At 73.1% G+C, this 25,716-nt stretch carries 23 protein-coding genes; 8 read left to right on the top strand and 15 right to left on the bottom strand.

The genetic code is table 11. The features are described from left to right. Positions 1 to 12: 12 nt before the first annotated feature. The 6 genes from ACZ3OF_RS33705 to ACZ3OF_RS33730 all read right to left on the bottom strand — a co-directional run bounded on the left by ACZ3OF_RS33705 (position 13) and on the right by ACZ3OF_RS33730 (position 9,265). Positions 13 to 3,612: a hydantoinase B/oxoprolinase family protein gene (locus ACZ3OF_RS33705; RefSeq protein WP_467308640.1), complete on the bottom strand. Its 3,600-nt coding sequence runs from the start codon at positions 3,610 to 3,612 to the stop codon at positions 13 to 15. Continuing rightward, positions 3,609 to 4,607 (bottom strand): SGNH/GDSL hydrolase family protein, encoded by a 999-nt coding sequence (locus ACZ3OF_RS33710; RefSeq protein ID WP_467308642.1) that lies wholly within the window; start codon positions 4,605 to 4,607, stop codon positions 3,609 to 3,611. The genes ACZ3OF_RS33705 and ACZ3OF_RS33710 overlap by 4 nt, the downstream gene beginning before the upstream one ends. Then, positions 4,604 to 5,782 (bottom strand): glycosyltransferase, encoded by a 1,179-nt coding sequence (locus tag ACZ3OF_RS33715; protein WP_467308644.1) that lies wholly within the window; start codon positions 5,780 to 5,782, stop codon positions 4,604 to 4,606. The genes ACZ3OF_RS33710 and ACZ3OF_RS33715 overlap by 4 nt, the downstream gene beginning before the upstream one ends. Then, positions 5,779 to 6,909, bottom strand: a complete 1,131-nt coding sequence (locus ACZ3OF_RS33720) for a glycosyltransferase family 4 protein (RefSeq protein ID WP_361678755.1) — start codon at positions 6,907 to 6,909, stop codon at positions 5,779 to 5,781. The genes ACZ3OF_RS33715 and ACZ3OF_RS33720 overlap by 4 nt, the downstream gene beginning before the upstream one ends. Positions 6,910 to 7,191: 282 nt before the next feature. After that, the gene (locus tag ACZ3OF_RS33725) at positions 7,192 to 8,607 is read right to left on the bottom strand and encodes a HEAT repeat domain-containing protein (protein WP_467308646.1); all 1,416 of its coding nucleotides are present in this window, start codon (positions 8,605 to 8,607) and stop codon (positions 7,192 to 7,194) included. A 265-nt stretch (positions 8,608 to 8,872) separates the two neighbouring features. Further along, positions 8,873 to 9,265, bottom strand: coding sequence for an ankyrin repeat domain-containing protein (locus ACZ3OF_RS33730; RefSeq protein WP_361678749.1), 393 nt, complete (start codon positions 9,263 to 9,265; stop codon positions 8,873 to 8,875). Between the two features lie 320 nt (positions 9,266 to 9,585). On the opposite strand from ACZ3OF_RS33730, the gene ACZ3OF_RS33735 reads away from it, so the two are divergent. Beyond that, positions 9,586 to 9,780, top strand: coding sequence for a hypothetical protein (locus tag ACZ3OF_RS33735; protein WP_046907412.1), 195 nt, complete (start codon positions 9,586 to 9,588; stop codon positions 9,778 to 9,780). Positions 9,781 to 9,817: 37 nt separating this feature from the next. Then, positions 9,818 to 11,467: a hypothetical protein gene (locus ACZ3OF_RS33740; RefSeq protein ID WP_467308649.1), complete on the top strand. Its 1,650-nt coding sequence runs from the start codon at positions 9,818 to 9,820 to the stop codon at positions 11,465 to 11,467. Between the two features lie 66 nt (positions 11,468 to 11,533). Here ACZ3OF_RS33740 and ACZ3OF_RS33745 read toward each other — a convergent pair whose 3' ends face one another. Continuing rightward, positions 11,534 to 13,033, bottom strand: a complete 1,500-nt coding sequence (locus tag ACZ3OF_RS33745) for an SCO1417 family PLP biosynthesis transcription factor (protein WP_361678743.1) — start codon at positions 13,031 to 13,033, stop codon at positions 11,534 to 11,536. Positions 13,034 to 13,135: 102 nt separating this feature from the next. Here ACZ3OF_RS33745 and yczE point away from each other — a divergent pair, with 102 nt between their 5' ends. From yczE to ACZ3OF_RS33765, 4 genes are all read left to right on the top strand, one after another. After that, entirely contained in the window at positions 13,136 to 13,816 is a 681-nt protein-coding gene (yczE, locus tag ACZ3OF_RS33750; RefSeq protein ID WP_361678740.1) for a membrane protein YczE, read from the top strand. Then, entirely contained in the window at positions 13,813 to 14,577 is a 765-nt protein-coding gene (locus ACZ3OF_RS33755; RefSeq protein ID WP_467308651.1) for a glycerophosphodiester phosphodiesterase family protein, read from the top strand. Before yczE ends, ACZ3OF_RS33755 begins: the two co-directional genes overlap by 4 nt. A 41-nt stretch (positions 14,578 to 14,618) precedes the next feature. After that, the gene (locus ACZ3OF_RS33760) at positions 14,619 to 15,974 is read left to right on the top strand and encodes an MFS transporter (protein WP_361678734.1); all 1,356 of its coding nucleotides are present in this window, start codon (positions 14,619 to 14,621) and stop codon (positions 15,972 to 15,974) included. Positions 15,975 to 16,229: 255 nt separating this feature from the next. Continuing rightward, positions 16,230 to 16,604, top strand: coding sequence for an RNA polymerase-binding protein RbpA (locus ACZ3OF_RS33765; protein WP_026278069.1), 375 nt, complete (start codon positions 16,230 to 16,232; stop codon positions 16,602 to 16,604). A gap of 207 nt (positions 16,605 to 16,811) precedes the next feature. Here ACZ3OF_RS33765 and fxsA read toward each other — a convergent pair whose 3' ends face one another. The 4 genes from fxsA to ACZ3OF_RS33785 all read right to left on the bottom strand — a co-directional run bounded on the left by fxsA (position 16,812) and on the right by ACZ3OF_RS33785 (position 20,834). Then, entirely contained in the window at positions 16,812 to 17,405 is a 594-nt protein-coding gene (fxsA, locus tag ACZ3OF_RS33770; protein ID WP_467308654.1) for an FxsA family membrane protein, read from the bottom strand. Positions 17,406 to 17,472: 67 nt separating this feature from the next. After that, positions 17,473 to 18,252 carry a polyprenol monophosphomannose synthase gene (locus tag ACZ3OF_RS33775; RefSeq protein ID WP_361678729.1) on the bottom strand — a complete coding sequence of 260 codons (780 nt, stop codon included), beginning with the start codon at positions 18,250 to 18,252 and terminating at the stop codon, positions 17,473 to 17,475. 451 nt (positions 18,253 to 18,703) lie between these two features. Further along, a complete protein-coding gene (locus ACZ3OF_RS33780; protein WP_361678726.1) occupies positions 18,704 to 20,326 on the bottom strand; it encodes an amidohydrolase in 1,623 nt (540 codons plus the stop codon). A 67-nt stretch (positions 20,327 to 20,393) separates the two neighbouring features. Beyond that, complete coding sequence (locus tag ACZ3OF_RS33785; RefSeq protein WP_260231077.1) at positions 20,394 to 20,834, bottom strand: Lrp/AsnC family transcriptional regulator; 441 nt, start codon at positions 20,832 to 20,834, stop codon at positions 20,394 to 20,396. A 227-nt stretch (positions 20,835 to 21,061) separates the two neighbouring features. On the opposite strand from ACZ3OF_RS33785, the gene ACZ3OF_RS33790 reads away from it, so the two are divergent. After that, complete coding sequence (locus ACZ3OF_RS33790; RefSeq protein WP_352186610.1) at positions 21,062 to 21,430, top strand: hypothetical protein; 369 nt, start codon at positions 21,062 to 21,064, stop codon at positions 21,428 to 21,430. Positions 21,431 to 21,436: 6 nt separating this feature from the next. Here the strand turns inward: ACZ3OF_RS33790 and ACZ3OF_RS33795 are convergent, their stop codons facing one another. Beyond that, complete coding sequence (locus ACZ3OF_RS33795; RefSeq protein WP_467308658.1) at positions 21,437 to 22,528, bottom strand: phosphotransferase family protein; 1,092 nt, start codon at positions 22,526 to 22,528, stop codon at positions 21,437 to 21,439. 37 nt (positions 22,529 to 22,565) lie between these two features. Then, on the bottom strand, positions 22,566 to 23,687 hold the full coding sequence (locus ACZ3OF_RS33800; protein WP_361678720.1) for an Rv3169 family protein: 1,122 nt from the start codon (positions 23,685 to 23,687) through the stop codon (positions 22,566 to 22,568). A gap of 200 nt (positions 23,688 to 23,887) precedes the next feature. Here ACZ3OF_RS33800 and ACZ3OF_RS33805 point away from each other — a divergent pair, with 200 nt between their 5' ends. After that, on the top strand, positions 23,888 to 24,160 hold the full coding sequence (locus tag ACZ3OF_RS33805) for a hypothetical protein (protein WP_361445045.1): 273 nt from the start codon (positions 23,888 to 23,890) through the stop codon (positions 24,158 to 24,160). Here the strand turns inward: ACZ3OF_RS33805 and ACZ3OF_RS33810 are convergent. Then, a complete protein-coding gene (locus tag ACZ3OF_RS33810) occupies positions 24,123 to 25,295 on the bottom strand; it encodes an acyl-CoA dehydrogenase family protein (RefSeq protein ID WP_361678718.1) in 1,173 nt (390 codons plus the stop codon). The genes ACZ3OF_RS33805 and ACZ3OF_RS33810 overlap by 38 nt on opposite strands. Positions 25,296 to 25,494: 199 nt before the next feature. Continuing rightward, positions 25,495 to 25,641, bottom strand: coding sequence for an SCO1431 family membrane protein (locus tag ACZ3OF_RS33815; protein WP_361678715.1), 147 nt, complete (start codon positions 25,639 to 25,641; stop codon positions 25,495 to 25,497). Positions 25,642 to 25,716 lie beyond the last annotated feature (75 nt).

Genomic DNA, 25,716 nt, shown 5'->3' on the forward strand with positions numbered 1-25,716 from the left:
GACGGCGCCGGTTCAGGGCGTGCCGTAGCCTCCGCCGCCCGGGGTCCGCAGGACCAGGACGTCGTCCGGACCGACGTCGGTGGTGTCGACCCCGTCGAGGTGCTCGACGGTGCCGTCGGCGCGCCGGACCTGGTTCTCCCCCAGCGCCCCGGCCTCGCCGTGCGCCATGCCGTACGGCGGGATCCGGCGGTGGCCCGTCAGCAGGGCCACGGTCATCGGTTCGAGGAAGCGGATCCGGCGTTCGACGCCCTGCCCTCCGCGCCATCGGCCGCGCCCGCCGCTGTCCCGCCGTAGCGCGAAGGAGTCCACCCGGACCGGGTAGCGCCACTCCAGGATCTCGGGGTCGGTGAGGCGGGAGTTGGTCATGTGGGTCTGGACGGCGTCGGCCCCGTCGAAGCCGTCGCCCGCGCCGGAGCCGCTCGCCACCGTCTCGTAGTACTGCACGCGCGCGTTGCCGAAGGTGAGGTTGTTCATCGTGCCCGAGCCCTCGGCCTGGACGCCGAGGGCCGCGTAGAGGGCGCCGGTCACCGCCTGGGAGGTCTCCACGTTCCCGGCGACGGTCGCGGCCGGGTAGGCGGGCGCGAGCATGGAGCCGGGCGGCACACGGACCTCCAAGGGCTCCAGGCAGCCGCTGTTGAGAGGGATGTCGTCGTCGACGAGCGTGCGGAAGACGTACAGCACGGCGGCCGTCACGACGGAGGTGGGCGCGTTGGCGTTGCCGTCCTGCTGGGGCGAGGTACCGGTGAAGTCGAGGACGGCGGAGCGCCGTTCGCGGTCGACGCGGACCGCCACCTGGATGACGGCGCCGCTGTCCGTCTCGTAGCGGTACGAGCCGTCCCGTAGACCGGCGACGATCCGCCGCACGGACTCCTCGGCGTTGGCGCGCACGTGCCGCATGTAGGCGTGGACGACGTCGAGGCCGAACTGGTCGACCATCTTCCGCAGTTCCTCGATGCCCTTCTCGTTGGCGGCGATCTGGGCGCGGAGGTCGGCGAGGTTGGTGTCCGGGTCGCGGGACGGGTACGTGGCCCCGGTGAGGAGCGCGCGGGTCTCCTCCTCGCGCAGTCGGCCGTCCCGTACGAGCAGCCAGTTGTCGAAGAGGACGCCCTCCTCGTCGACGGTCCGGCTGAAGGCGGGCATGGAGCCGGGGGTGATGCCGCCGATCTCGGCGTGGTGGCCGCGTGAGGCGACGAGAAAGAGCAGCCGGTCGCCGGAGTCGGCGAAGACCGGGGTCACCACGGTCACGTCCGGCAGGTGGGTGCCGCCGTGGTACGGGTCGTTGATCGCGTAGACGTCGCCGGGGCGCAGGGTGTCGCCGCCGCGCCGCAGGACCTCCTTGATGGACTCCCCCATGGAGCCGAGGTGGACGGGGATGTGGGGGGCGTTGGCGATGAGGTTGCCCTCGGGGTCGAACAGGGCGCAGGAGAAGTCGAGTCGCTCCTTGATGTTGACGGAGTGGGCGGTGTTCTCCAGGCGTACGCCCATCTGCTCGGCGATCGCCATGAAGAGGTTGTTGAAGACCTCCAGCAGGACCGGGTCGACGTCCGTGCCGACCGCCACGCGCGCGGGGCGGGGTGTCGCACGGGTGAGGACGAGGTGTCCGCCGTCGCCGGCCGTGGCCCGCCAGCCCGCGTCGACGACGGTGGTGGCGTCGGCCTCGGCGAGGATCGCCGGTCCCGTGACGGTGTCGCCGGGCCGCAGGTCCTCCCGGCGGTGGAGCGGGGTGTCGGCGGTGGCGTGGCCGCTGTACATCCGTACGGTCGCCCGGGGCGCGCGTTCGGCGGGGCGTTCCCCGGTGGGCTCCCCCGCCTCTACGGCCACGGGACCGTGCGGCCCGGCGAGTCCCACGGCCTCGACCGAGACGGCCTCGACGACCAGGGGCCGGTCCATGGTGAAGGCGTACCGCGCGCGGTGGACGGCCGTGAACGCCTCGCGCATCTCCTCGGCGGGGGCGAGGTCCGCCTGGAGGCTCGCGTCGGTGCCGGCGTAGCGCAGCAGCACGCGCGCGTGGGTGGTGATCGCGGAGTCGGGCAGTCCGTCGGCGCGCAGCTCCTCCGTGGTGCGTTCGGCGAGTTCGTCGCAGAGCTCCGTCACGCGCGCGTGCGTCCCCTCCGCGTCGAGTTCGGCCTCCACGGACTGTTCGCGCATGGCCGTGGCGTCGGCGAGCCCGATGCCGTACGCGGAGAGGACACCCGCGAGCGGCGGTACGAGGACGGTGTCGACGCCCAGGGCGTCGGCGACGGCGCAGGCGTGCTGGCCGCCCGCGCCGCCGAAGCTGGTGAGGGCGTAGCGGGTGACGTCGTGACCGCGCTGGACGGAGATCTTCTTGACCGCGTTGGCCATATTGAGGACGGCGATCTCCAGGAATCCCGCCGCGACCTCCTCGGGGGTGCGGCCGCCGCCGGTCTCCTCGGCGAGGGCGGTGAACTTCTCCCGTACGACGGCCGCGTCCAGCGGCTGGTCGCCGTCCGGTCCGAACACGGCGGGGAAGTGGTCGGGCTGGACCCGGCCGAGCATCACGTTCGCGTCGGTGACGGTCAGCGGGCCGCCGCGGCGGTAGCAGGCGGGGCCGGGCACGGCGCCCGCGGAGTCGGGGCCGACGCGGTAGCGCTGGCCGTCGTAGTGCAGGACGGAGCCGCCGCCCGCGGCGACGGTGTGGATGTTCATCATCGGGGCCCGCATCCGTACGCCCGCGACCTGTGTACCCAGTTCACGCTCGAACTCGCCCGCGTAGTGGGACACATCGGTGGAGGTGCCTCCCATGTCGAAGCCGATGACCCGGTCGAACCCCGCTTGCCCCGAGGTACGGGCCATGCCGACGACGCCGCCGGCCGGTCCCGAGAGGACGGCGTCCTTGCCACGGAAGTGGGCGGCCTCCCGCAGGCCGCCGTTGGACTGCATGAACATCAGCCGGATACCGGCGAGCTCGCGGGCCACCTCGTCGACGTAGCGGCGCAGGATCGGTGAGAGATAGGCGTCGACGACAGTGGTGTCGCCGCGGGGCACGAACTTGATCAGCGGGCTGACCTCGTGGGAGCAGCTGACCTGGGCGAAGCCGAGGGCGCGGGCTCGGCCGGCGATCCGGCTCTCGTGGCCGGGGCTGCGGTAGCCGTGCATGAGGACGACGGCGGCGGAGCGGTAGCCGTCGCGGTGGGCGTCCCGCAACTCCTCGGCGACGGCGTCCTCGTCCAGCGGCCGCACCACCCGGCCCTGGGCGTCGACCCGCTCGGGGACCTCGATGACGCGTTCGTAGACGGCCTCGGGGAGCACGATGTGGCGGTCGAAGAGCCGGGGCCGGTTCTGGTAGGCGATCCGCAGGGCGTCGCGGAAGCCCTCGGTGACGAGGAGGACCGTCGGCTCGCCGCGCCGCTCCAGGAGGGCGTTGGTGGCGACGGTCGTACCCATCTTCACGACGGCGACCCGGTCGGCGGGCACCGGCTCATCGGGGCCGAGCCCGAGAAGGAGGCGGATACCGGCGACGGCCGCGTCGTGAGGGCGGGCAGGGTCGTGGGAGAGGATCTTGCGGGTGACCAGCCGCCCGTCGGGTCGCCGGCCCACGACGTCGGTGAACGTGCCGCCACGGTCGATCCAGAACTCCCAGCGCCCTGTCATTCCCCCATTGTGGCCACCGCGGCGTCCAGGGACACGGCCGCGAGCGCGGCGGCCAGGGCGTGTTCGGCCCGCCGGTCGAGCCGGGCGTCGGTGCCGCCCGCCCAGTGCCGCAGCTCCGAGCCCGCCAGGTGCAGCAGCTGGGGCAGGAGGTCGTGGCAGCGGCGGAGCACCCATCCGGTGCCCGCGGTGGCGAGCCAGAGCACCGCCTCCGTCCGGGTCGGCGGCGGCTGTTCGGGATCGGGTGAGGGCGCGGTGCCATGGGCGAGGCCCCGGTCGGCGAGGAGCGCGTGGAACCGCGCGGCGATCGCCCGATGGCCGCGCTCGCCGGGGTGGAGGCGGTCGGCGCTCCACAGGGCCCGGTCGTCGGTCCAGGCGCTGCCGGCGAGGTGGAGGTGGACGGCGTCGTATCGGGCGGAGAGCGCGTGGACCAGGGTGTTGACGGCCCTCTGGCGCCGGGCGAGAGGGCGGGCGAGCGGCGGCGGCAGGCCGAGCATCCGGCCGGGGTCGGGCAGGCACGCGGTGAGGACGACGGCCCCGCTCGCGGTCAGGTCCGCGCAGACCCGGTCGAGGCGGCGGGCGAGCTGTTCGATGTCGAAGGTGTGGCGCAGGGTGTCGTTGACGCCGACGACGACGGAGGCGAGGTGCGGGCGGAACGCCACGGCCTCGGGTGCCTGCCGCTCGGCGACCTCCCGGCTCTGGGCGCCGCTGACGGCGAGGTTGCGGAGATCGAGCCGCTGCCCGGGGCCCGCGAGCCCGGTGGCGAGCAGGGCGGCCCAGCCGCGCCAGGTGCCGTCGACGCGGTCGCCGACGCCCTCGCTGAGGGAGTCTCCGAGGACGGCGAAGCGGAGGGGAGCGGGCGCGAGCACGGCGGAAGGCGCGGGCGTCACCGGACCGGCTCCGGGTTCGCGACGGGGGGCGGGGACGGCGTGCAGGCGCACGTGACGGGTCTCGGGCATGACGGCGGGGGCGGGATCGGCGATGGGATCCGATGTCATGTGCGCACCCCCTGCGGCGGGACGCGGATCGTGGTCGGGGCCGCCTCGAGGGCGTCGAGGAACGCGGCGACGGAGCGGTCCCAGCCGAAGAGTTCGGCACGCGCGCGTGCCGCCGCGCGGCGGGCCGGCTCCGGGCGGTCGAGCACCGAGCGGACCGCCTCCGCGAAGGAGGCCGGGCCGTCCGTGGCGCAGGCGCCCGCGTCCCCGATGACCTCGGGGAGCGCGGAGGAGGAGCTGGCGACCACGGGGGTCCCGCAGGCGAGTGCCTCCAGCGCCGAGAGACCGAACGTCTCGGCGGGCCCCGGTGCCAGGCACAGGTCGGCGGAGGCCTGGAGGTCGGCCAGGGTCTCGCGGTCGGCGACGTGCCCCAGGAAGCGCACCGGGAGCCGTTCCTCCCGCGCCCGCCGCTCCAGAGCGCCTCGCAGCGGCCCCTCGCCCGCCACGGCGAGCGCCGCCCGCACCCCCTGGCCGCGCAGGTGCGCGAGCGCGTCCAGGGCCGTTCCGGGCCTCTTCTCCACGGAGAGCCGCGAGCACATCAGCAGCAGCACCCGCTCGCCGTCCGCGTGCTCGGCCCGCAGGACGGTGCTGCGCCGCCCCGGCCGGCAACGGTCCAGGTCCACGCCGAGCGGCGCGCGCAGCACGTTGCGGGCCCCGATCCGTACGAACTCCCGCTCCGCCCATTCGGTCGTGCAGACGATCCGCGAGTACGCCCACGCCGTACGGCGGTTGAGCCGGTCGGCGGCGCGGGCCGCGGTGGCCGGGGGCACGCCCCAGGTCCGCAGGACGCCGTCCGCGGTCTCGTGGGAGACCATCACCGAAGGCACCCTGGCCCGTCGCGCCCACTCCCCCGTCCAGCGCAGGGTCGTACGGTCGGAGACCTCGATGCGGTCCGGGGAGAGCTCCTCCAGGATCCGGCGGACGCGGCGCCGGTCGGCGAGGACGCGGTAGCCGCCGGTGCCGGGGAGCACGGGGCCGGGGAGGGTGATGATCCGGCCCTGGTCGGTCACCCGGTCGCTCTCCATGTCGCCGGGGACGATCAGGACGGGCTCGTGCCCGGCCGCGAGGTAGCCGCGGCCGAGCTGTTCGAGGGCCGTACGCAGGCCCCCCGAGGTGGGCGTGACGAAGTTGGCCAGCCGGACGATGCGCAGCGGCCGGGGTATCGCGGGGCCTCTCATGCCGCCACCGCCGTCCGCTCGCGCAGGACCTCCAGGTAGTGCCCGATCAGCTCGTCGCCGACGGCCTCCCAGGTCCGGTCCTCGACGGCGGCGCGGCCCGCCCGCCCGTAGGCGGCGCGCAGGGCCGGTGCCCCGGCGAGCGAGGCGACGGCGTCGCGTAGTGCGGTGGAGTCGTCCGGCGGAACGAGGAGACCGGTCCGGCGGTGGTCGACGAGGTCCAGCGGCCCCCCGGCGGCCGGAGCGACGACGGGGACGCCGCCGGCCATCGCCTCCTGCACGGTCTGGCAGAACGTCTCGTACGGGCCGGTGTGCGCGAACACGTCCAGCGAGGCGAAGATCCTGGCCAGGTCGTCGCCCGTGCGGCGGCCGAGGAACCGGGCGCCGGGCAGGGCGGCGCGCAGGGCCGGCTCGCTGGGTCCGTCGCCGACGACCACGACCCGTATGCCGGGCAGTCCGCACACGCCGGAGAGCAGCTCGACCCGCTTCTCCGGGGCGAGGCGGCCGATGTAGCCGACGACGAGTTCGCCGTCGGGGGCGAGTTCGCGGCGCAGGGTGTCGTCGCGCAGGTCGGGTCGGAAGCGGACGGTGTCGACGCCGCGCCGCCAGAGCCGTACGCGGCCGATGCCGTGCGTCTCCAGGTCGCGCACGGCGGCGGTGGACGGCGCGAGGGTGCGGTCGGCGGCGCCGTGGACGGCCCGCAGCCGGCGCCAGGCGGCGCCTTCCCCGGTGCCCATGTAGGTGCGGGCGTATCCGGCGAGGTCGGTCTGGTAGACGGCGACGGCGGGCAGTCCGAGTCGGGTCGCGGCGGCCATGCCCCGTACGCCGAGTACGAAGGGGCTCGCCAGGTGGACGACATCGGCCCGGTGCGCGGCGATGGCCGTGGCGAGGCGGCGGCTGGGGAGGGCGACGCGCACCTGGGGGTAGCCGGGCAGGGGCAGGGACGGAACGCGCACGACCGGGCAGGGCGCGTCGGTGTCCGGGTGGGTGTCGGTGGCTCCGGCGACGGCCGGGGCGATGACGAGCGGGTCATGACCGCGGCGGACGAGGTGGCGCGCGGTCTGCTGGGCGCAGTGCGCCACACCATTGACATCGGGTGGGAAGGATTCGGTGACGATGACGACACGCATACCGGTGTTGTCGTCGCGCCCGGCGTGTTCCCGCCGACATGCATCTGGACGCCCGGGGAACGTCCTATGAGCGTTTGCCCCTGGGGCCGGGGACGGCCGGACGGGCGTGTCACGGAGACCTGGCCCACCCCTGTGGGGTGCGCAGCCGCAGTCCTGCGTACGCACCCCCGGCGAGCGGTCGCCGGGGCCGTCGCCCAACGCTCACGGCCGTCCGAGCCCGGCTCCTCGGCGCCCGCCCCCGAGGGGGCGCCGAGGCCAGGAGCCGCAGGACGGCCGCCGGGCTCAGACCTGGAGGTCGGGCCCTATCCGGTTGCGGACCGCCGTCTGGACCTCGGCCTCCTCGGCCGGGTCGACGGCCAGCCGCCGCAGTCGCTCGGCGACGCGGACGTCGCCGGTCTCGGCGTGCAGCGCCGCTACTTCGCGCGTGGTCTCCTCGCAGTCCCAGAGGCATTCGACGGCGAAGCCCGTCGGAAAAGTCGGGTCGGTGGCCGCGAGGGCGCGGGCGGTTCGGCCGCGGAGCTGGGAGGAGGCGGTCTCTCGGTAGACGTGGCGCAGCACGGGGGCGGCGCAGGCGATGCCGAGGCGCCCGGCGCCGTCGACGAGGGTGTAGAGGGCGGTCGCGTCGGGTCCCGCGGACCGGACGGTCTCGCGCAGGGCTCCGAGGACGAGTGCGGCGTCCTTGGCCCCGCCCCGGCAGGCGAGGACGCCCGCGGCGGCGGTGCCGAGCGCGTCGGGCCGGTGGACCCAGCCGCGGGCTCGGTCGACGGCGGCCTCGCCGCACATCCGCTCGAAGGCGGCGACGGCGGCCTCGGCGACGGTACGGGAGTCACTGCCGGCGGCGGCCTCGATCAGGTCGAGGACGGCGGGATCGCGTGATTCGGCGAGGTAGTGGAGCGCGGCGCAGCGCGCCCCGTCGGGTCCGCTGCGGGCGGCCTCGACGATCAGCGGCCGGTCCTCGGGTCCGGCGACGGCGGTGAGGCAGCGGGCGGCGGGCCCGTGCAGCACGGCGCCGCGCTCCAGACCCTCCTGGGCCCAGTCGAAGACCGCCTGGACGCTCCAGCCGGGCCGGGGCCCGCTCGGCCGCATCTGGCGCTGCCAGCGGTCGAAGGAGCCGCGTTCCTGGGCGGCCCTGACCCGGGCGCCCACGGCCTCGCGCCGGTCCTCGGCCCACAGCCGCCACGGCCGGGGCTCGAAGGCGTCCCGTACGGCGCTCGACAGCTCGGCGTCGCCCTCCGGGCCGGCCGGGAAGCGGGCGAGGACGGGCAGGGCGAGCGAGCGGAGGCCCGCGTCGTCGTCGCGCAGCGCGAGCTCGTCGAGGGCCCACGCCCAGTTGGTGCCGGTCGCGGCGTACCGCCGCAGCAGCACCAGGGCGTCCTGGCGGCCGTAGGAGGCGAGGTGCCCGAGGACGGCGAGCGCGAGCCCGGTCCGGTTCTCCTCGGTGTCGAAGTGGTCCTCGGCGCCGAAGAGGTGGGCCTCGATCTCCTCGAGCCCGCCGTCGAGGTCGAGGTAGAGCCGTGCGTAGTAGAGGGACCGGTTCTCGACCTGCCAGTCGTGGCGGGGGTCGCTGAGAACGCAGTGGTTCAGGGCCTCGAGGGCCTCGGCACGGGGGGCGGCGAGCGCGTGCAGGGTGCCGTCGCCGCGGCCCCTCTGCAGCAGGCCGAGCAGGGTGCCGCTCGGCGCTATGACTGGTTCGAACATGGAAGACGCCTCACATCAAGCTGTCGACACGACCGGAACTACGGGGCACTGGTGATCGCCTAGGCCGCGCAGCAACATGTCGAGCCGCCCGTCGTCCTTCGCTTGGTGCTGACCATCTTCCTCTGCCTCTCGTCGGTGGCCCGTTGCGGGCCCGACGTCATGATGACCCAGCCATTTCGCCACCGCGACCACATTTACGACACCGCTCTCACCTGGGGTTCAGTGCCCGTTCATCCGGATCTCGCCCCCGATCTTCACCGGGGCGTCACCGGGCGCCGAACAGCTCCAGGAGTTCTGCCTTCCCAAACATCCGAGCAGTATCCACGGCGGACGGAGTCCCCGCTTCCGGATTTGCGCCGCCGGCCAGCAGCGCGCGGACGACGGCGTCCTCGCCCTTGAAGACGGCACCCGCGAGCGGGGTCTGTCCCCGGTCGTTGGCGCGGTCGCCGTCGGCACCCCGCGCCAGCAGGGCGGTGACCGCGTCGGCGTGCCCGTGGTAGGCGGCGAGCATGAGGAGCGAGTCGCCCCTGTCGTTGGTGAGGTTCGCGGGGACGCCCGCGTCGAGGTAGGCGGCCAGCGTCGCGGCATCCCCTGTGCGCGCCAGGTCGAAGACCTTGCTCGCCAGCTCGATGACCTCGGGGTCCGGGGTCTCGCTCATCGGACGTGCCCGCCTTTCTTTCCTCAGAACTGTGACGTGCGCACGGCAACCGCCGCCGTACGAGTGAATCGACAGGGTACTGCTCGTCCGGCGACATGACGCGGGGCGTCCACGGCAAAGATCACCGCAGCTCATCCGGGACGCGAGCACCTCCCGCGCTAGCGCGCTCCGCGCGTTTCGCCACCCGGACGAGGCCCCTCCATCCGCCAGTCAAGTGAAATCGCCCGACATTCACCCATATGCACCTTTAATCGCATAGATACTTGCTGTGAACCTGGAAGGACTCATGGTGACTGTCCCCTCAACCAGGAGAACACCTCATGATCCTGTCCATCTCAGGCGTGGTCCTGCTCGGCATCATCTGCTTCCTGTTCTTCAAGAAGGACGGGATGAAGGCGTCCCACGCCCTCGTCAGCGCGCTGTTCGGCTTCTACCTCGCGGGCACCGCCATCGCCCCGAGCATCACCGCAGGCGGCCAGAGCCTCGCCAGCCTCTTGGGCGGGATCAAGTTCTGACGCCCGACAGTCCCTTCCACAACTCCAGGAGTACGACGTGGCCCGGCGACCACTCCCCCGCATTCTGAGCAGCGGCAGCGACCGGATCGCTCGCAGTCGAGAGATCGCGCGCACGGCCGCCGACAGCGCCACCGATGTGCTCCATCCGCTGATCACCATCACACGTGGTCTGCGGAGACTGGCCGCGACCGCGCGCGCCAGGTGGGCCGCGACCCCCAAGGAACGGCGCGGTCCCACGCTGCTCCTGGTCGCGGCCTGCGTCCTCGTCGTAGCGCTCGTCCCGTACGGTCCGCTGCTCGCCCTTGTCTCGGTGATGGGCGCGGCCGCGTGGACGGGCCGTGAGCGCCCGGTCGTCAAGACCGGGCCCGACGAGTCGGAGATCGAACGCCTCAAGGGCCTCTACGAGGCTCTGGTGCCGTACTTCTCGGTCCCCGAGGACCCCGCTCCCCTCTTCGCCCACGGAGGCGACTGGAGCGGCGCCTTCGGGGACCACGCCTTCGACGACAGCGGGCGCCTCACGCGCCTGCGGATCAAGTACCCGGCGTACTTCACCGACGGTGAGGCCGCCTCACGTGCCCGTATCGAGCAACTGCTGCACGCCAAGTCGGGGCGCGGCCGCGAGTACCTCTTCGACTGGGACGAGGAGGGCAACCAGCTCGTCATGAACGTGCTGCCCGCCCTGCCCACCACGATCGCCGCCCAACGGTTCGTCACCGTGCCCGGCGAGACGGTCCTCGGCTTCACCGACGCCGACGCCGTCCAGCGGACCGTCCCGGTCCTCGCCGCCGGCGGGGAGGAGGACGCGCCCTCCGTGATCTGGCGGACGGGCCCGCGCTCCACCGAGCCGCACCTGCTCGCCGTCGGCCAGCCCGGCAGCGGCACGACCTCGCTGATGCGCTCCATCGCCCTGCAGGCCCTGCCGTACGGCGACGTCCTGATCGTCGAGGGCAGCGGCACCGGTGAGTACGCCTGTCTGACCGGCCGCGCGGGCGTCCTGGCCGTCGAGTGCGGCCTCGCGGGCGCACTGGCGAGCCTGGAGTGGGCCGCGCATGAGACGGAGCGGCGGCTCATCGCGGCGAACCGGGCCCGTCAGGCGGGCCGTCCCGCCCCCGACGACACCCGGCGCCCGCTGTGGATCCTGCTCGACCGGCCGAGCATCCTCGGGCACCTGGCGGCGGCCGACGGGCGCCGCGACCCGCAGGAGCTCCTCCAGGTGCCGCTGCGGCACGGACGGGCCGCGCAGGTCACGGTGGTGGTGGCGGAGCAGTTCGACAGCGTGGACACGCTGAGCGAGACGGTACGGACGCACACGCGCGCCCGGGTCGTCCTCGGTCCCGCGTCGCCCGAGCAGATCGAGTCGGTCCTCGGTGTCGCGCCGCACACCACGCCGATCCCGGCCGTCCCCCCGGGCCGCGGCTACGCCCGCCTCGGTACGGGGCCGGTCCTGCGGGTCCAGGTGCCGGCGACGCCGGATCCGTACGACGACGCGACGAGCGAGGCGCATCGGCAGGCGGTCCTCGCGCTGCTGCCGGAACGGCAGGACGCGACGACCACAGCGGTCCCGGCGGCTCCCGGTTCGGCCCCGGACCCGGGGCCTGCCCTGGACCTCGGCCCCGCGCCTGCCCCTTCGCCGGCACCGGACCCCGGCCCGCCGCCGCGCCACGCCCCGGTCCCGGCCGAGGGCTGACCCCCACCGCGCCCTGTGCGGCCACCGTTCCGCCCGAGCGGAACGGTGGCCGACGCGCGTATGGCGCTACGCCACGAACGCCCTCGGCTGTTCGTTGCCCGTGCCCGCGCCCGACTCCACCAGGCGGGCCGCCGCCGCGAGGCGGGAGGCCGCCTCCTCGGCGACCGGGCCGCCCACGGTGAACGGCAGCCGCACGTACCCCTCGAAGGCGCCGTCGACACCGAAGCGCGGCCCCGACGGGACCCGTACGCCGACGCGCTCGCCCACCTCCGCGATCCGCGAGCCGGAGAGGCCGCCCGTGCGGACCCAGAGCGTCAGGCCCCCGGCCGGGACGTCGAACTCCCACTCCGGGAGCTGCGCCCGCACCGCCGCGACCAGCGCGTCACGGTTCTCGCGCGCCTGGGTGCGGCGGATGGTCACCGCCTGCTCCCAGCCGCCCGTCCGCATCAGCCAGTTGACGCCGAGCTGCTCCAGGACGGGCGTCCCGAGGTCCGCGTAGGCCCGCGCGGCCACCAGCGAACGGATCACGTCGGGGGCGGCCCGGACCCAGCCGATCCGCATGCCCGCCCAGAAGGCCTTGCTCGCGGAGCCGACCGTGAGCACGGTCGCGCCCGCCGGGTCGAAGGCGCAGACCGGCCGGGGCATCTCCGCACGGTCGTCCAGATACAGCTCGGACATCGTCTCGTCGACGACGAGCACCGTGCCCGCCGACCGGGCCGCGTCCACCAGCTGCCGCCGCTGGTCCTCGTCGGCCAGCGCGCCGGTCGGGTTGTGGAAGTCGGCGACGACGTACGCGAGGCGGGGTGCCGCATCGCGCAGCACCTGGCGCCAGCGGTTCAGGTCCCAGCCCGCGAGCCCCTCGGCCATGGCGACCGGCACCAGCCGGGCACCCGCCTCCCGCATGAGCTGGAGGATGTTCGCGTATGAAGGCGACTCGACGGCGATCCGCTCGCCGCGCCCGGCGAAGAGGTGGCAGATGGCGTCGATCGCGCCCATCGCGCCGGTGGTGACCATGATCTGCTCGGGCATGGTCGGGATGCCGCGCTCGGTGTAGCGGTCGGCGAGCATCTGCCGCAGCGCGGGCAGCCCCGCCGGGTAGTCCCCGTGCGTATGGGCGTATGGCGCCAGTTCCTCCAGCGCGCCCTGGACGCTGCGGGTGAGCCACGGCTCGGGTGCGGGCAGCGCCGCGCAGCCGAGGTCGATCATCGAGCCGAGCGACTCCGGCGGCAGGGGTTCGAGGCCGCGCGCGGGCAGCGGATTCCCGGCCGGTACGGACGTCCAGCTTCCGGCCCCGCGCCGCGACTCCAGGAACCCCTCGGCGCGCAGCGCCTCGTAGGCGGCCGCCACCGTCGTACGGCTCACGGTCAGCGCCACCGCGAGTTCACGCTCGGCGGGCAGCCGGGCCGCGACCGGCACCCGGCCCTCCAGGACGAGGAGCCGGATCCCGTCGGCCAGCGCGCGGTAGGCGGGCGGCTTGCGCGTGCCCGGCCCGGCCGGGCGGGGCTGCTGCGTCTGAAGCTGCCGGGCGAGCTGAGCCGGCCCGACGGCCGAGGTCCACTGAGCCATGAAATTCAGTCCACCTTCCTCGAATTGGCCATGGTTGGCATCCGATCCCCCGCCACAGAGTGTCATGAGTCAGTCCACCACCACCACACAGGGGGCACCACCTTGTCCATCGCCACCGGCCTCCGCGGCCGGCTCACCGGTCGCCATCTGCCCCGTCGGCTCACGCAGCTGTACGTCGGACTGGCGTTGTACGGGATCAGCTCGGCGCTCCTCGTGCGCGGCGGGCTCGGCCTGGAGCCCTGGGGCGTCCTCCACCAGGGTCTGGCCGAGAAGACCGGACTGACCATCGGCGTCGTCTCGATCATCGTCGGGGCGGCCGTTCTGCTGCTGTGGATCCCGATCCGGCAGAAGCCGGGCCTCGGCACCGTGTCGAACGTGTTCGTCATCGGCGTGGCCATGGACGGAACCCTCGCCCTGGTGCCGGAGGTCCAGGGGCTCGCTCCGCGGATCGCCCTCCTCGTCCTCGGGATCGTCCTCAACGGGGCGGCGACCGGCCTGTACATCGCCGCCCGCTTCGGCCCGGGGCCGCGCGACGGGCTGATGACCGGACTGCACCGGCTCACCGGCCGCTCGATCCGGCTGGTCCGTACGGCGATCGAGATCGCCGTCGTCGCCACGGGGTTCCTGCTCGGCGGCTCGGTGGGCGTCGGTACGGTCCTCTACGCCCTCAGCATCGGACCGCTCGCCCAGTTCTTCCTGCGCTGTTTCGCCGTCCCCGAGCAGGAATCGAGCAGCACCGTGGTCGCCTCCGGGACACCGAAACAGGCGATACTGCGGCCGTGACTCGCGTACGCCACCCCTACCTGGACCACCCGTCCCCCATCCCGTTCGCCCATCGCGGCGGCACGGCGGACGGCCTCGAGAACACCGCGGCGGCCTTCCGCCGGGCCGCGGCGGCCGGATACCGCTACTTCGAGACCGATGTGCACACCACCGCGGACGGTGCGCTCGTCGCGTTCCACGACTCGACGCTCGACCGTGTGACGGACACCGCCGGGCGGATCCGCGACCTCCCGTGGGCCGCCGTCCGCGAGGCGCGCGTGGCCGGGAAGGAGCCGCTGCCGCTCTTCGAGGAGCTGCTGGAGGAGTTCCCAGAGGCCCGCTGGAACGTGGACCTCAAGGCCGAGTCCTCCCTGGTTCCGCTGGTCGACCTGATCCGCAGGACCAAGGCGTGGGACCGGATCTGCGTCGGCTCCTTCACCGAGAGCCGGGTGGCCCGGGCGCAGCGCCTGGCGGGACCGCAGCTCGCGACCTCGTACGGCGTCAAGGGCGTGGCCGCCCTGCGGCTGCGCTCCCTCGGCATCCCGGCGGCTCTGCGCGCGGGCGCGGTCGCCGCGCAGGTCCCGGAGCGTCAGGGCGGCATCGTGGTCGTGGACCGCCGTTTCGTCCGCGAGGCCCACGCCCGGGGGCTCCAGGTCCATGTGTGGACGGTCAACGATCCGGAGCGGATGAACTCTCTCCTCGACCTGGGGGTGGATGGCATCATGACCGATCATCTGGAGACGCTGCGCGCAGTGCTGACCGACCGGGGCGTGTGGGTCTGAGCGCGCGCTCCGCCACGGGGACGAACGAGGGGGCCGCGGTCTTGACTGCCGACATCACCGAGCCGGAGCGGCCCGCCGCCGATCCGGCCGAACGCAGACGCGAGCAGCGCGGCTGGTACTTCTACGACTTCGCCTGCTCGGTGTACTCGACGAGCGTGGTCACGGTCTTCCTCGGCCCCTATCTGACGGCGGTCGCCGAGGCGGCCGCGGACGGGGACGGCTTCGTCCACCCGCTGGGCATTCCGGTGCGGGCCGGCTCGCTGTTCGCGTACGCCGTCTCGGCCTCGATCCTGCTGGCGGTCGTGGTGATGCCGCTGGTGGGTGCCGTGGCGGACCGTACGGGCCGCAAGAAGCCGCTGCTCGCAGCCGCCGCGTACACGGGCGCCGCGGCCACCGGGGGCATGTTCTTCCTGAGCGGCGACCGCTATCTGCTGGGCGCGTTCCTGCTCATCGTGGCGAACGCCTCGCTGGCGGTCTCGATGGTGCTGTACAACGCCTATCTGCCGCAGATAGCCGAGCCGGACGAGCGGGACACGGTCTCCTCACGCGGCTGGGCGTTCGGCTACACCTCGGGGGCGCTGGTCCTCGTGCTCAATCTCGTCCTGTACTCGGGGCACGAGTCCTTCGGGCTCTCCGAGGGGACGGCGGTGCGGATCTGTCTGGCCTCGGCCGGACTGTGGTGGGGCGCGTTCACCCTCGTACCGCTGCGGCGGCTGCGCGACCGGCACGTCCAGCCGCAGGGCGAGGGGACGGTCGGCGGCGGCTGGCGGCAGCTGGTGGCGACGCTGAGGGACATGCGCCGGTATCCGCTGACGCTGTCGTTCCTGCTGGCGTACCTCGTCTACAACGACGGGGTGCAGACCGTGATCTCCCAGGCGTCGATCTACGGCTCCAAGGAACTGGGGCTCGACCAGACGACGCTGATCACCGCGGTCCTGCTGGTACAGGTGCTCGCGGTCGCGGGCGCCCTCGGCATGGGACGGCTCGCGCGTTCGTACGGCGCCAAGCGCACGATCCTGGGATCGCTGGCGATCTGGACGCTGATCCTGGGCGCGGGGTACTTCCTGCCGGCCGGCGCGCCGGTGGCGTTCTTCTGTCTGGCGGCGGCGATCGGTCTGGTGCTCGGCGGGAGCCAGGCGCTGTCGCGGTCGCTGTTCTCACATCTCGTCCCGCGCGGCAAGGAGGCGGAGTACTTCTCGGCCTACGAGATGAGCGACCGGGGCCTGAGCTGGCTGGGCCCATTGGTGTTCGGACTCGCGTATCAGCTGACCGGGAGCTATCGGGATGCCATCATCTCTCTGGTGATCTTCTTCGCGGCCGGTTTTCTCCTGCTCGCGCGGGTACCGGTACGACGTGCCGTGGCCGCCGCGGGCAACCCGGTTCCGGAGCGGATTTAGACGCGGCAGTGAAAGGCCGGTAGTGTACGCCTTTGGCCTGCCAGGCGGACCGTTACTGCGTGCTGCTTTGGTGAAGACGCTGGGTGACATCTGCTGTCAGATGTGACAAACCGGGCACTGGTGGGTAGAACAAGGGGCGGCACGACGGGCGACGCATGACCCGGAACGGGAATCTTTACCGCCGACCGGACGTTGACCGGATGACGACGACAGCGACACCTGTCCTGTGGGCGACAAGCCCGGGAGGCACGATTCATGAGTGAGCGAGCTCTTCGCGGCACGCGCCTCGTGGTGACCAGCTACGAGACCGACCGCGGCATCGATCTGGCCCCGCGCCAGGCCGTGGAGTACGCATGCGAGAAGGGCCATCGTTTTGAGATGCCCTTCTCGGTGGAAGCGGAAATTCCGCCGGAGTGGGAGTGCAAGGTCTGCGGCAGCCAGGCACTCCTGGTGGACGGGGACGGCCCCGAGGAGAAGAAGGGCAAGCCGGCGCGTACGCACTGGGACATGCTCATGGAGCGGCGCACCCGCGAGGAGCTGGAGGAGGTCCTGGCCGAGAGGCTGGCGGTCCTTCGTTCCGGCGCCATGAACATCGCCGTACATCCGCGCGACAGCCGCAAGTCCGCCTGACGGACGGCACGGCCTGAGCAACGCCGTGGGGCCCGGTACACCTTGTGTGTACCGGGCCCCACGGCGTTGTCGTCCCTCCGGGAAGGCGCGCTCGCCTCTCCAGGAAGGGCGGGGGCAGCCTTGCGCGCCGGGCAGCCATGCGCGCCGGGCAGCTTTTCGGGCCCCGGGCCGAGGCTCCGGGGCCCCCGTCCGCTCGGGGTGCGGTGGTTACGGGGTCAGCGGCGGACGGGGCTCGTGGACCCGCTGCGGGCCCTGAGGGGCGTCGTCGCGGATGACCTCACCCTGCACGACCTTTCCGTCGGGCCGGTGAATCCGGGCCTGCTGGAAGGCGTCCTGGAGGCTGCCCGGAGGAGCGGCGCTCATCCTGCGCTCGGCGACCTTGTCGGCGTACCTGCCGAGGAGGGAGCGGACCGGCGGCACGAGCAGCAGCAGTCCGGCCACGTCGGAGATCAGGCCGGGAATCATCAGGAGCAGGCCGCCGAGCATCAGGAAGCCGTTGCGGTCGCCCGCGCCGACCCGCTCGGTGCCGGTCGGCGGGACGCCGTGCTGCGCCGCCGCCTGGGCCTGCTGGAAGGTCTCGGTGAGGTTCTTGAAGGCACGGCGGCCGGCCCGCTTGATCACCACGGCGCCGAGAACGGCTCCGCCGAGCAGCAGACCGAAGACCGTGAGCCCGCCGGCGGCGTTCGCCACCACCGTGAGCAGCCAGATCTCGAGGACCAGCCAGGCGGCGAGTGCCAGCGGGAGAAACGTACGCGCGCGTGAGCGCTTCGGGGCGAGAGGAGGCGTGGCGCCGGTCGTCATGTCCCCCAGTGTGCCTGGCCCCTCGCAGGAACGTCGTAAAGGAGGGATCAGCCCCGACCGGCGGCCGTCAGCCCGCGGACCTACGGCCGAGCAGCTTGCCGACCTTGTTCGCACGGGCCGTCAGACCCCAGCCGGTGACCCGCCACAGGGCCTCGACGACGATGTTGCGGCTCATCTTCGAGTCGCCGATCTCGCGCTCCACGAAGGTGATCGGCACCTCGACGACATGGAAGCCGGCGGCGACGGCGCGGCGGGCCAGGTCGACCTGGAAGCAGTAGCCGGCCGAGGCCACGTCCTCCAGGCCCAGGCCTTCCAGGGTCTCCTTGCGGAAGGCCCGGTAGCCGCCGGTGACGTCGCGGATCGGGACGTCGAGCATGACGCGCGAGTAGAGGCTGCCGCCGCGGGAGATGAACTCGCGGGACTTGGGCCAGTTCACGATGCGGCCGCCGGGGACCCAGCGGGAGCCGAGCACGAGGTCGGCGCCCTTGAGCGCGGTCAGCAGCCGGGGCAGCTCCTCGGGCTGGTGCGAGCCGTCGGCGTCCATCTCGACCAGGACGCCGTAGCCGTGCTCGATGCCCCAGCGGAAGCCGGCGAGGTACGCGGCGCCGAGCCCCTCCTTGCCCTTGCGGTGCAGGACGTGGACATGGTCGTCCTCGGCGGAGATCTCGTCGGCGAACTTGCCCGTGCCGTCGGGGCTGTTGTCGTCGGCGACGAGGATGTGCGCCTCCGGTACGGCCGCCCGTACGCGCGAGACGATCGGCTTGATGTTCTCCGCCTCGTTGTAGGTCGGAATGATCACCAAGGCTCTGCCGAGCGGGCCGTAACGCCTCTGGCCACCGTCGTTCACTGCTGCCCCTTCGGATACATACGCGAACCCCCACCATAGCGATCCCCGCGCGCGACTCCGTCGCGGCGGGGCTGATTGTGGGCGGGGCGTCGCGCAGGACGGCACGCGTCGCGTGCGGATCGGGGCCCGGCGCCCTTCGGGCCGACCTGGAACCCGCTGGCTGCGGGTCGACCGAGAGCCGTTGTCTACTGAACGTCCGGGCCCCACCCGGGTCGCACCCTCCGCCGGGAAAAACCTTCCCTCGCCCCCGAGGCGCGGGCGCGGAACCTGAGGTTTGGAACCGGTCGGACGTCCTGTGGTGGACGCGGGAGAACCTACCCGCCCCTGGCGGCTCGCTGTCAACACCCGTTTGACCTGCGGAGATGACCGATACTGCCAGGTCAGTGGGGAAGATCCGCAGGTCGTCGACGAGCCGGTTGATCATCGATCGGCGGTACGAAATGTCCCGACGTCACCCGTTCAGCCGGTCGAAGACCGTTTGTCCGAACACCACCGTGCGCAGGCAGAGGGGAAGGTCACCACCGGGGGTCAGATCGGGCAGACCGGGCGTTCCGGAGCGGGGATCGGTCGACCAGCGGGCCACCCGGTCGTCCGGGGCCTGGACCACGAGCTCCTCGGCGCGCCAGATCGCGTAGTCGGCCGGGGCGCCGGGGACGAGCGTGCCGGCGTCGTCCCGCCCGACGGCACGCCAGCCGCCCCGCGTGTGGGCGGTGAAGGCGGCGCGGACGGAGATCCGGTGCTCGGGGGTGCGGTGGAAGGCGGCGGCGCGGACGGTGCCCCAGGGGTCCAGCGGGGTGACCGGGCTGTCCGAGCCGAAGGCCAGCGGCACGCCGGCCCGGAGCAGGGCGGCGTACGGGTTGAGGGTGCGGGCGCGTTCGGCACCGAGGCGGTCGGTGTACATGCCGTCCTCACCGCCCCAGGCCGCGTCGAAGGCCGGCTGGACGGAGGCGGTCAGTCCGAGTTCGGCGAAGGCGGCGATCGTCTCGGGGGTGAGCATCTCGGCGTGCTCGACACGGTGGCGCGCGGCGCGGATCCGGGCGAGGCCGAGCTTCTCCGAGGCGGCCTGGACGCCCTCCACCACGGCCGTGACGGCCGCGTCGCCGATGGCGTGGAAACCGGCCTGGAGGCCGGCCTCGGTGGCGGCGACGACATGGGCGGCGACGGTGGCCGCGTCGAGGTGGGAGACGCCGGTGTGGGCGGCGTCCGCGTACGGGTCGTGCAGGCAGGCCGTGTGGGAGCCGAGCGAGCCGTCGGCGAACAGGTCGCCGGCCGCGCCGACGGCGCCGAGGGCGCGGGCCCGCTCGACGTCGAGGTCGGCCCAGTAGCCGACGACGCGCGGGCCGGCCTCCGCGCGGGCGAGGTCGAGCAGGCCGGTGAAGTCGTCCTCGGAGGAGATCTCCGGTCCGCCGCACTCGTGCAGGGTGCCGATGCCGAGTGAGGCGGCGTGCCGGCGGGCCGCACGCTGGGCCTCGGTGCGCTGCTCGGGCGAGAGGGCCGCGTAGGCGGCGGCGCGGACGGCGTGGTGGGCGTCGGCGGTCAGCGGTTCGCCGTCGCGGAAGCCGGTGAGTTCGCGGATGCCGGGGACGAGATCGAGCAGAGCCGTGGTGACGACGGCCGAGTGGACGTCGATCCGCGTGAGGTAGAGCGGGCGGCCGCCGGTCAGTTCGTCCAGTTCGTCGCGGCGCGGAGCCCGGCGCTCGGGCCAGCGGGCCGCGTCCCAGCCGTGTCCGATGAGGATCCGGTCGGCGGGGCGGGCGGCGGCGTATCCGCGGATCAGCTCCGCCGCCTCGGCGAGCGAGGCCGCGGAGGACAGGTCGAGGCCGGTCAGCGCGAGACCGGTCGCCGTGGTGTGCACATGGGCGTCGACGAACGCGGGGGTGACGAGCGCGCCTTCGAGGTCGACGACCTCGTCCACGCCGGAGGCGAAGGCGTCGGCCGCCCCCTCGGAGCCCACCCAGGCGACATGTCCCCGTTCGACCACCATGGCGGTGGCGAAGGGGTCGGCGGGGCTGTGGACTTCTCCACCGCGCAGCAGGACGGTGCGGTGCTCGCTGTCGATACGGGTCTCGCTCATGGTGACCAGGCTAGATGCGCGGCGGCACCCGGATGGACCCCGGGCCCGCGGCGATCCGCCGGAGCGCCTAGATGCGCGGCGGCCTGGCTTCGTACGGGGTAGACAGGACGACCGTGGTGCGGCTGGAGACTCCCGCCTGGGTACGGATGCGGGTGAGCAGGTGCTCCAGCTCCAGCGGGGTCGCGACGCGCACCTTGAGGATGTAGTTCTCGTCGCCGGCGACGCTGTGGCAGGCCTCGATCTCCGGGATGTCCGCGAGCCGGTCCGGGGTGTCGTCCGGCGCGCTGGGGTCGAAGGGTTTGACCGAGATGAAGGCGGTCAGCGGCAGCCCGACGGCCTCCGGGTCGACGACGGCGGCGTAGCCGCGGATGACCCCACGCTGCTCCAGACGGCGGACGCGCTGATGTACGGCCGAGGTGGACAGGCCGGTGGCCTTGCCCAGGTCGGTGTAGCTCATGCGCCCGTCCCTGACGAGCAACTCGACGATCTGACGATCCAGCTCCTCCATGCGGTCAACCTATTGCCCGGGGAGGCCATCGGCACAGCCGGGGGCCCTGTCGCTATAGACGTCTATGGGCATCCGCGAGGCACCTGCGAGGGGCATGTGACGAACGCCACAGGTTTGTGGGCAGCTCGATCGAGACCTCACGGTTATGCGGGTGGCCGTATGGGAATTGCTTGCTGTGGTCGAGGCCATACGTACTTCGGTCGACCCACCCGAGGGGGAGATTCACCATGCAGGAGCCTGTTGATTCGGTCGAGACGACCGACGAGCTCGACGCCTACGACACCTTCGAGATGTACCGGGTGATCTGCCCGGACTGTGTCCAGCCGATCGCGCTGCTCGCGGACGAGGACGTACTGCCGGAGCACGCGCTGTGCCCGACGCCCTGGAACCCGTTCGTGCTGACGGTCTGCCCCGGCACCGGCCGGGCCGCGTCGGACGCGCGCCCCGCCGACGAGACGCTGGAGGTCCAGGAGCAGGACACCGCGCTCCTGCTGACGCTGCCTCAGGGCCTCGACTGGCGGACGCAGCCCTTCTCGCACGTCGGCGGTCCGGGCTCGCGTCCGATCAAGGTGCCGCAGATGCGGCGCGCGGCGTAACGACGCCTACCAGTAGCTTCCCCGCAACATCGCCGCGAGCGTGGCGTGGTGCAGGATCAGGCTGTCCGGATTGTCCGGCACCTGCACCTCTCCGAAGTGCGCCTGGCGGTACGCGACCCTGAGCATCACGATCGCGTGCCGCAGCGCCGCGTAGAGGGTGTGGAACTCCATGTCGCGTGGTATGTGTCCGGTGAGGGCGGCGTAGCGGCGTTCAACCGCTTCGCGGCGGAGGAATCCGGGCAGCCCCGGCTGGCCGAAGCCGACCGTCAGGTCCTGGAAGAAGCGGTGCAGGTAGACGGTCCAGCCGAGGTCGACCTCGCGCGGGGCGTAGCCGGCCATCTCCCAGTCGAGGACCGCCGCGGGCTCGAATCCGTCGTAGACGATGTTCCCGATGCGTGCGTCGCCCCAGTTCAGGACGGCGGGGCCCTCGTCGGCGGGCCAGTGCGCGTCCAGCCAGTCGAAGGCCGACTCGATGAGCGGGGACGGTGCGAGCCCCTTCACGACCCAGGCGTAGTAGGCGCGTTGGGCGTCGACATGGCGCCGCAGTGGGCTGCCCTCGCCCTCGGGGAGGAGGAACTCGGCCTTCTTGGCCGGGAATTGGTCGTGCAGCCGGGCCAGTACGGAGACGGATTCGGCCTCCAGCCGGGCCCGTTCGGCGTCGGTGGCGGAGTGCAGCCAGTTCCCCTCGTACGTGTACGGCATGACGTCCGGCGGGACGCGGCCCTCGGCCCGGGCCATCACGAAGAACGGGGCGCCGAGCGGCCCCGGGTCGCTCTCCAGCCACAGGACGCGCGGAACGGGGATGTCGGTGTGCTCCCCGACCAGGCGCATCACCCGGTGCTGCCGCTCCATGTCGTAGACCGGGAAGATCGTGTACGCGGCGGGGTCGGCGGCCAGCCGCAGGGCGCACCCTCGCACGGGGGCTTCGGGGTGCTCGATGTCGAAGAGCAGGGTCTCGCTGGACATGCCGTTGGAGCCGGGTACGGCGAGTCGGGTGACCCGGGCGCCCGGGAGACGGTGGTCGAGCCAGCCGGTGAGGCGGCGGCCCAGCTCCTCGGGGTCACGGGTCGTGGTGCGCGGACGGGGGGCGGTAGCCATGGTCCTCCTCATTCTCTGCGGCTCGGTTCGCCTCGGGTCAGTCGGCCGTGGAGGCGTAGTCGGCGAAGCCGCTGGGGTCGTGGCGGCCGAAGGAGCCGTGCTCGAAGATCCCGTAGCCGGTTCGCCCTTCGAGCGTGAAGCGGGCCGCGTGGTCGGTGACGCCGAAGGCGGCCATGGGGTGCGCCGCCGGGTCGGAGAGGTCGTAGACCCTGCGGTCGGTCCAGTCGCGGCCCTGCCAGGTGCCGTGCTGCCAGTCGGCGGCGGGCGGGTAGCCGGCCCCGACGGCGAGCGGGGAGGAGGCGAGGATCTCGACGTCGACCTCCAGGGGCTTGCCGGCCTGGTCGGTGAGATGGACGACGGCCCGCTCGGGGTGGCGGGTGCCCGTGCGGTACGTGATGTCGGTGCGGGGCCAGCCGAGTTGCACGTCGCGCCGCCCTTCGCGGACGAGCAGGGCCTCGCTGAGGGTGCGGTAGCCGTCGGCGTCCTCCTGCGCGACGACCATGAGGAAGCGGTCGTCGAAGCGCATGGGTATCCAGAGCCAGTGGAAGCCCTCGGGCCGGAACTCGTCGGCGCGGCCGGGTTCCTCGCCGGGGATGGGCCGTACGCCCCAGCTGCGGTCGCGGGTGCCGGTCCACTCCCCCGCGGTGACGGTGAACTCCTCGCCGCCGCCCCGGATGGTGCCGGTGCAGTGGCCGGCCTGGACGAAGCGGCGTCCTTCCAGGGTGAGCCGGTCGCCGCGGCGCTGGGTGTGGTGCGGCTCCCAGACGGCCGGGAAGTCACCGTTCCAGGTCAGGTCGAAGGAGAGCCCCTCGGGGTCGGCCGGGTCGGCGTCGCAGTGCAGGGTGAGCTTCTTCAGGGGTTCGTCGACGGTGATGCGGAGCGGGCCGACGGCGAGGCTCATCCGGTCGTCGCCGAGGGCGTCGGAGGCCCGGACGGCGTGGAGCCGGTCGCCGACGCGGAGAGTGGCGTAGGCGTCGACGACCCCGGTGTTGGGGTAGACGCCGAGCCCCGCGATGAGCAGGGCCCGGCCCTGGTGGTCGAAGACATGGAAGATGCATCGGTCGTAGACGTTGCGGTCACCGCTGACGTGGTGCTTCATCGAGAGCGGCGCCTGGTGCACGGGGTACTCGTCGAGCGCGACGGGCCGGTCCTCTGACACGTGTGACCTCCTGGTCGACAGCGGGATCTGACGGTAAGTCAGAACTCCTGTCGGGGGCCAGAGTCGTGCGGTGACCGATCGAGCGGGCAGAGCGCGGAGCGGGTACCCCCGGCCCCGGCCCGACCGCCGGGTAGCGCCCGAACGCCTCCTCGATTCCCTCCGGCGGTGACCTCGGCCCGGCGGGTCGCGTTGGGTCAGGCATGACATCGCTGTACACCGCCCCCATCGGCAGCGGACGGCGGCGCCTCGCCGAGCCTCGCTTTGAAGAATCGGTTCCGCAGCCGCCCCCGCACCTCTCCGACCCGCCCATCTACAAGGCACTGATCAGCCAGTGGGCCAGCCACGGCCGCACGCTGCCGGGCCGCACCGACCAGGAGTGGAACCGGCTGACCGCCGCCCCGGTCTGGGCGGACCGGACCGTCCGCGTGAGCGGCGTCAGCGGGACTCTGGTCCGACAAGGTGGCGGGCGATGACCATCCGCTGGATCTGATTCGTGCCCTCGACGATCTGCAGCACCTTCGCCTCCCGCATGTACCGCTCGACGGGGAAGTCCGCCGTGTAGCCGTAGCCGCCGAGCACCTGCACCGCGTCCGTCGTGATCCGCATGGCCGCGTCCGTGCAGAAGAGCTTCGCCATGGCCGCCTGCCGCCCGAAGGGCCGACCCTCGTCGCGCAGGCGCGCCGCCTCCAGGTACAGCGCCCGGCCCGCCTCGACCCCGGTGGCCATGTCGGCGAGCAGGAAGCGGAGCCCCTGGAAATCCGCGAGCGGCCGGCCGAACTGCCGACGCTCCCGGGCGTACGAGACGGCGACGTCGAGCGCGGCCTGCGCGACACCCACGGCGCAGGCGGCGATACCGAGCCGCCCGGAGTCCAGGGCGGACAGCGCGATCGCGAACCCCTGCCCTTCCTCCCCGATCCGGCGCGCGTCGGCGATCCGCACCCCGTCGAGGTGGACCTGGGCGGTGGGCGAGCCCTTCATGCCCATCTTCCGCTCGGGCGCGGCCGCGCTCAGGCCCTCCGCGTCGCCGGGCACCAGGAACGCGGTGACCCCTTTCGGGCCCTCGCCGCCCGTGCGTGCCATGACCGTGCAGAAGTCGGCGATCCCGCCGTGGGTGATCCACGCCTTGGTGCCGGTGAGGACCCAGTGGTCGCCGTCCCGGACGGCCTTCGTCTTCAGCGAGGCGGCGTCGGAACCGGAGGCCGGCTCGGATAGGCAGTACGCGCCGAGGAGACCGCCACCCAGCATCGCCGGCAGATGGGCGGCCCGCTGCTCCTCGGTCCCGAAGTTCGCCAGGGCGTGACAGGAGAGCGAGTGGACGCTGACACCGAGACCGACGGTCAGGCGGGCGGCGGCGAGCTCTTCGAGGACCTGGAGGTGGACCGCGTAGGGCTGGTCACCGCCGCCGTACTCGGAGTCGTACGGAAGTCCGAGCAGGCCGGAGGAGGAGAGCAGGGAGAAGAGCTCTCGCGGGAAGCGGCCCTCGGCCTCCTCCTCGGCGGCGCGGGGCACGATCTCCCGCTCGGCGATCTCACGGACCAGGGCGAGCAGCTCCCGGGCCTCCTCGGTGGGCAGCCGGCGTTCCACGGTCTGCGGGGCGCGGTCAGGCATGGCGGCGCATCCTCCCTCTCGGACGCTGCGGCGGTGCGCGCCGGTGACGCGGCGCCGCCGTCGGTCACTGCTGCGCCGATGCTGCCCCCGGCGGTTCGCGCGCGGGGGCGCCCGGCGCCCGTGGCGCAGGGAGTATGCCCGTTCGGCGGCACCGGTCACACGGGGCGGCGCCTCGGGAGCCGGCCCCGGGGGGCCCGGATCACATCAGGCCGGCCTGGGTGACGAACATGGCGAGGACGACGACGAGGGTCCAGCCGAGGACGTGCTCGAGGATCTTCGGCCCGTTGCCCTTGGGGCCCCCGGTGCGGGCGCGGGAACGGGCGGCGGAGTGGGTGGTGGCGGTCATGGCAGCCACAGTGCCGGCCGAGGAGGGCCCCGGAGTAGGACGCGGGTCACGGCCCCGGGGCCCGTACGGCAGGTG

The organism is Streptomyces sp. NPDC022552 (assembly GCF_055561875.1).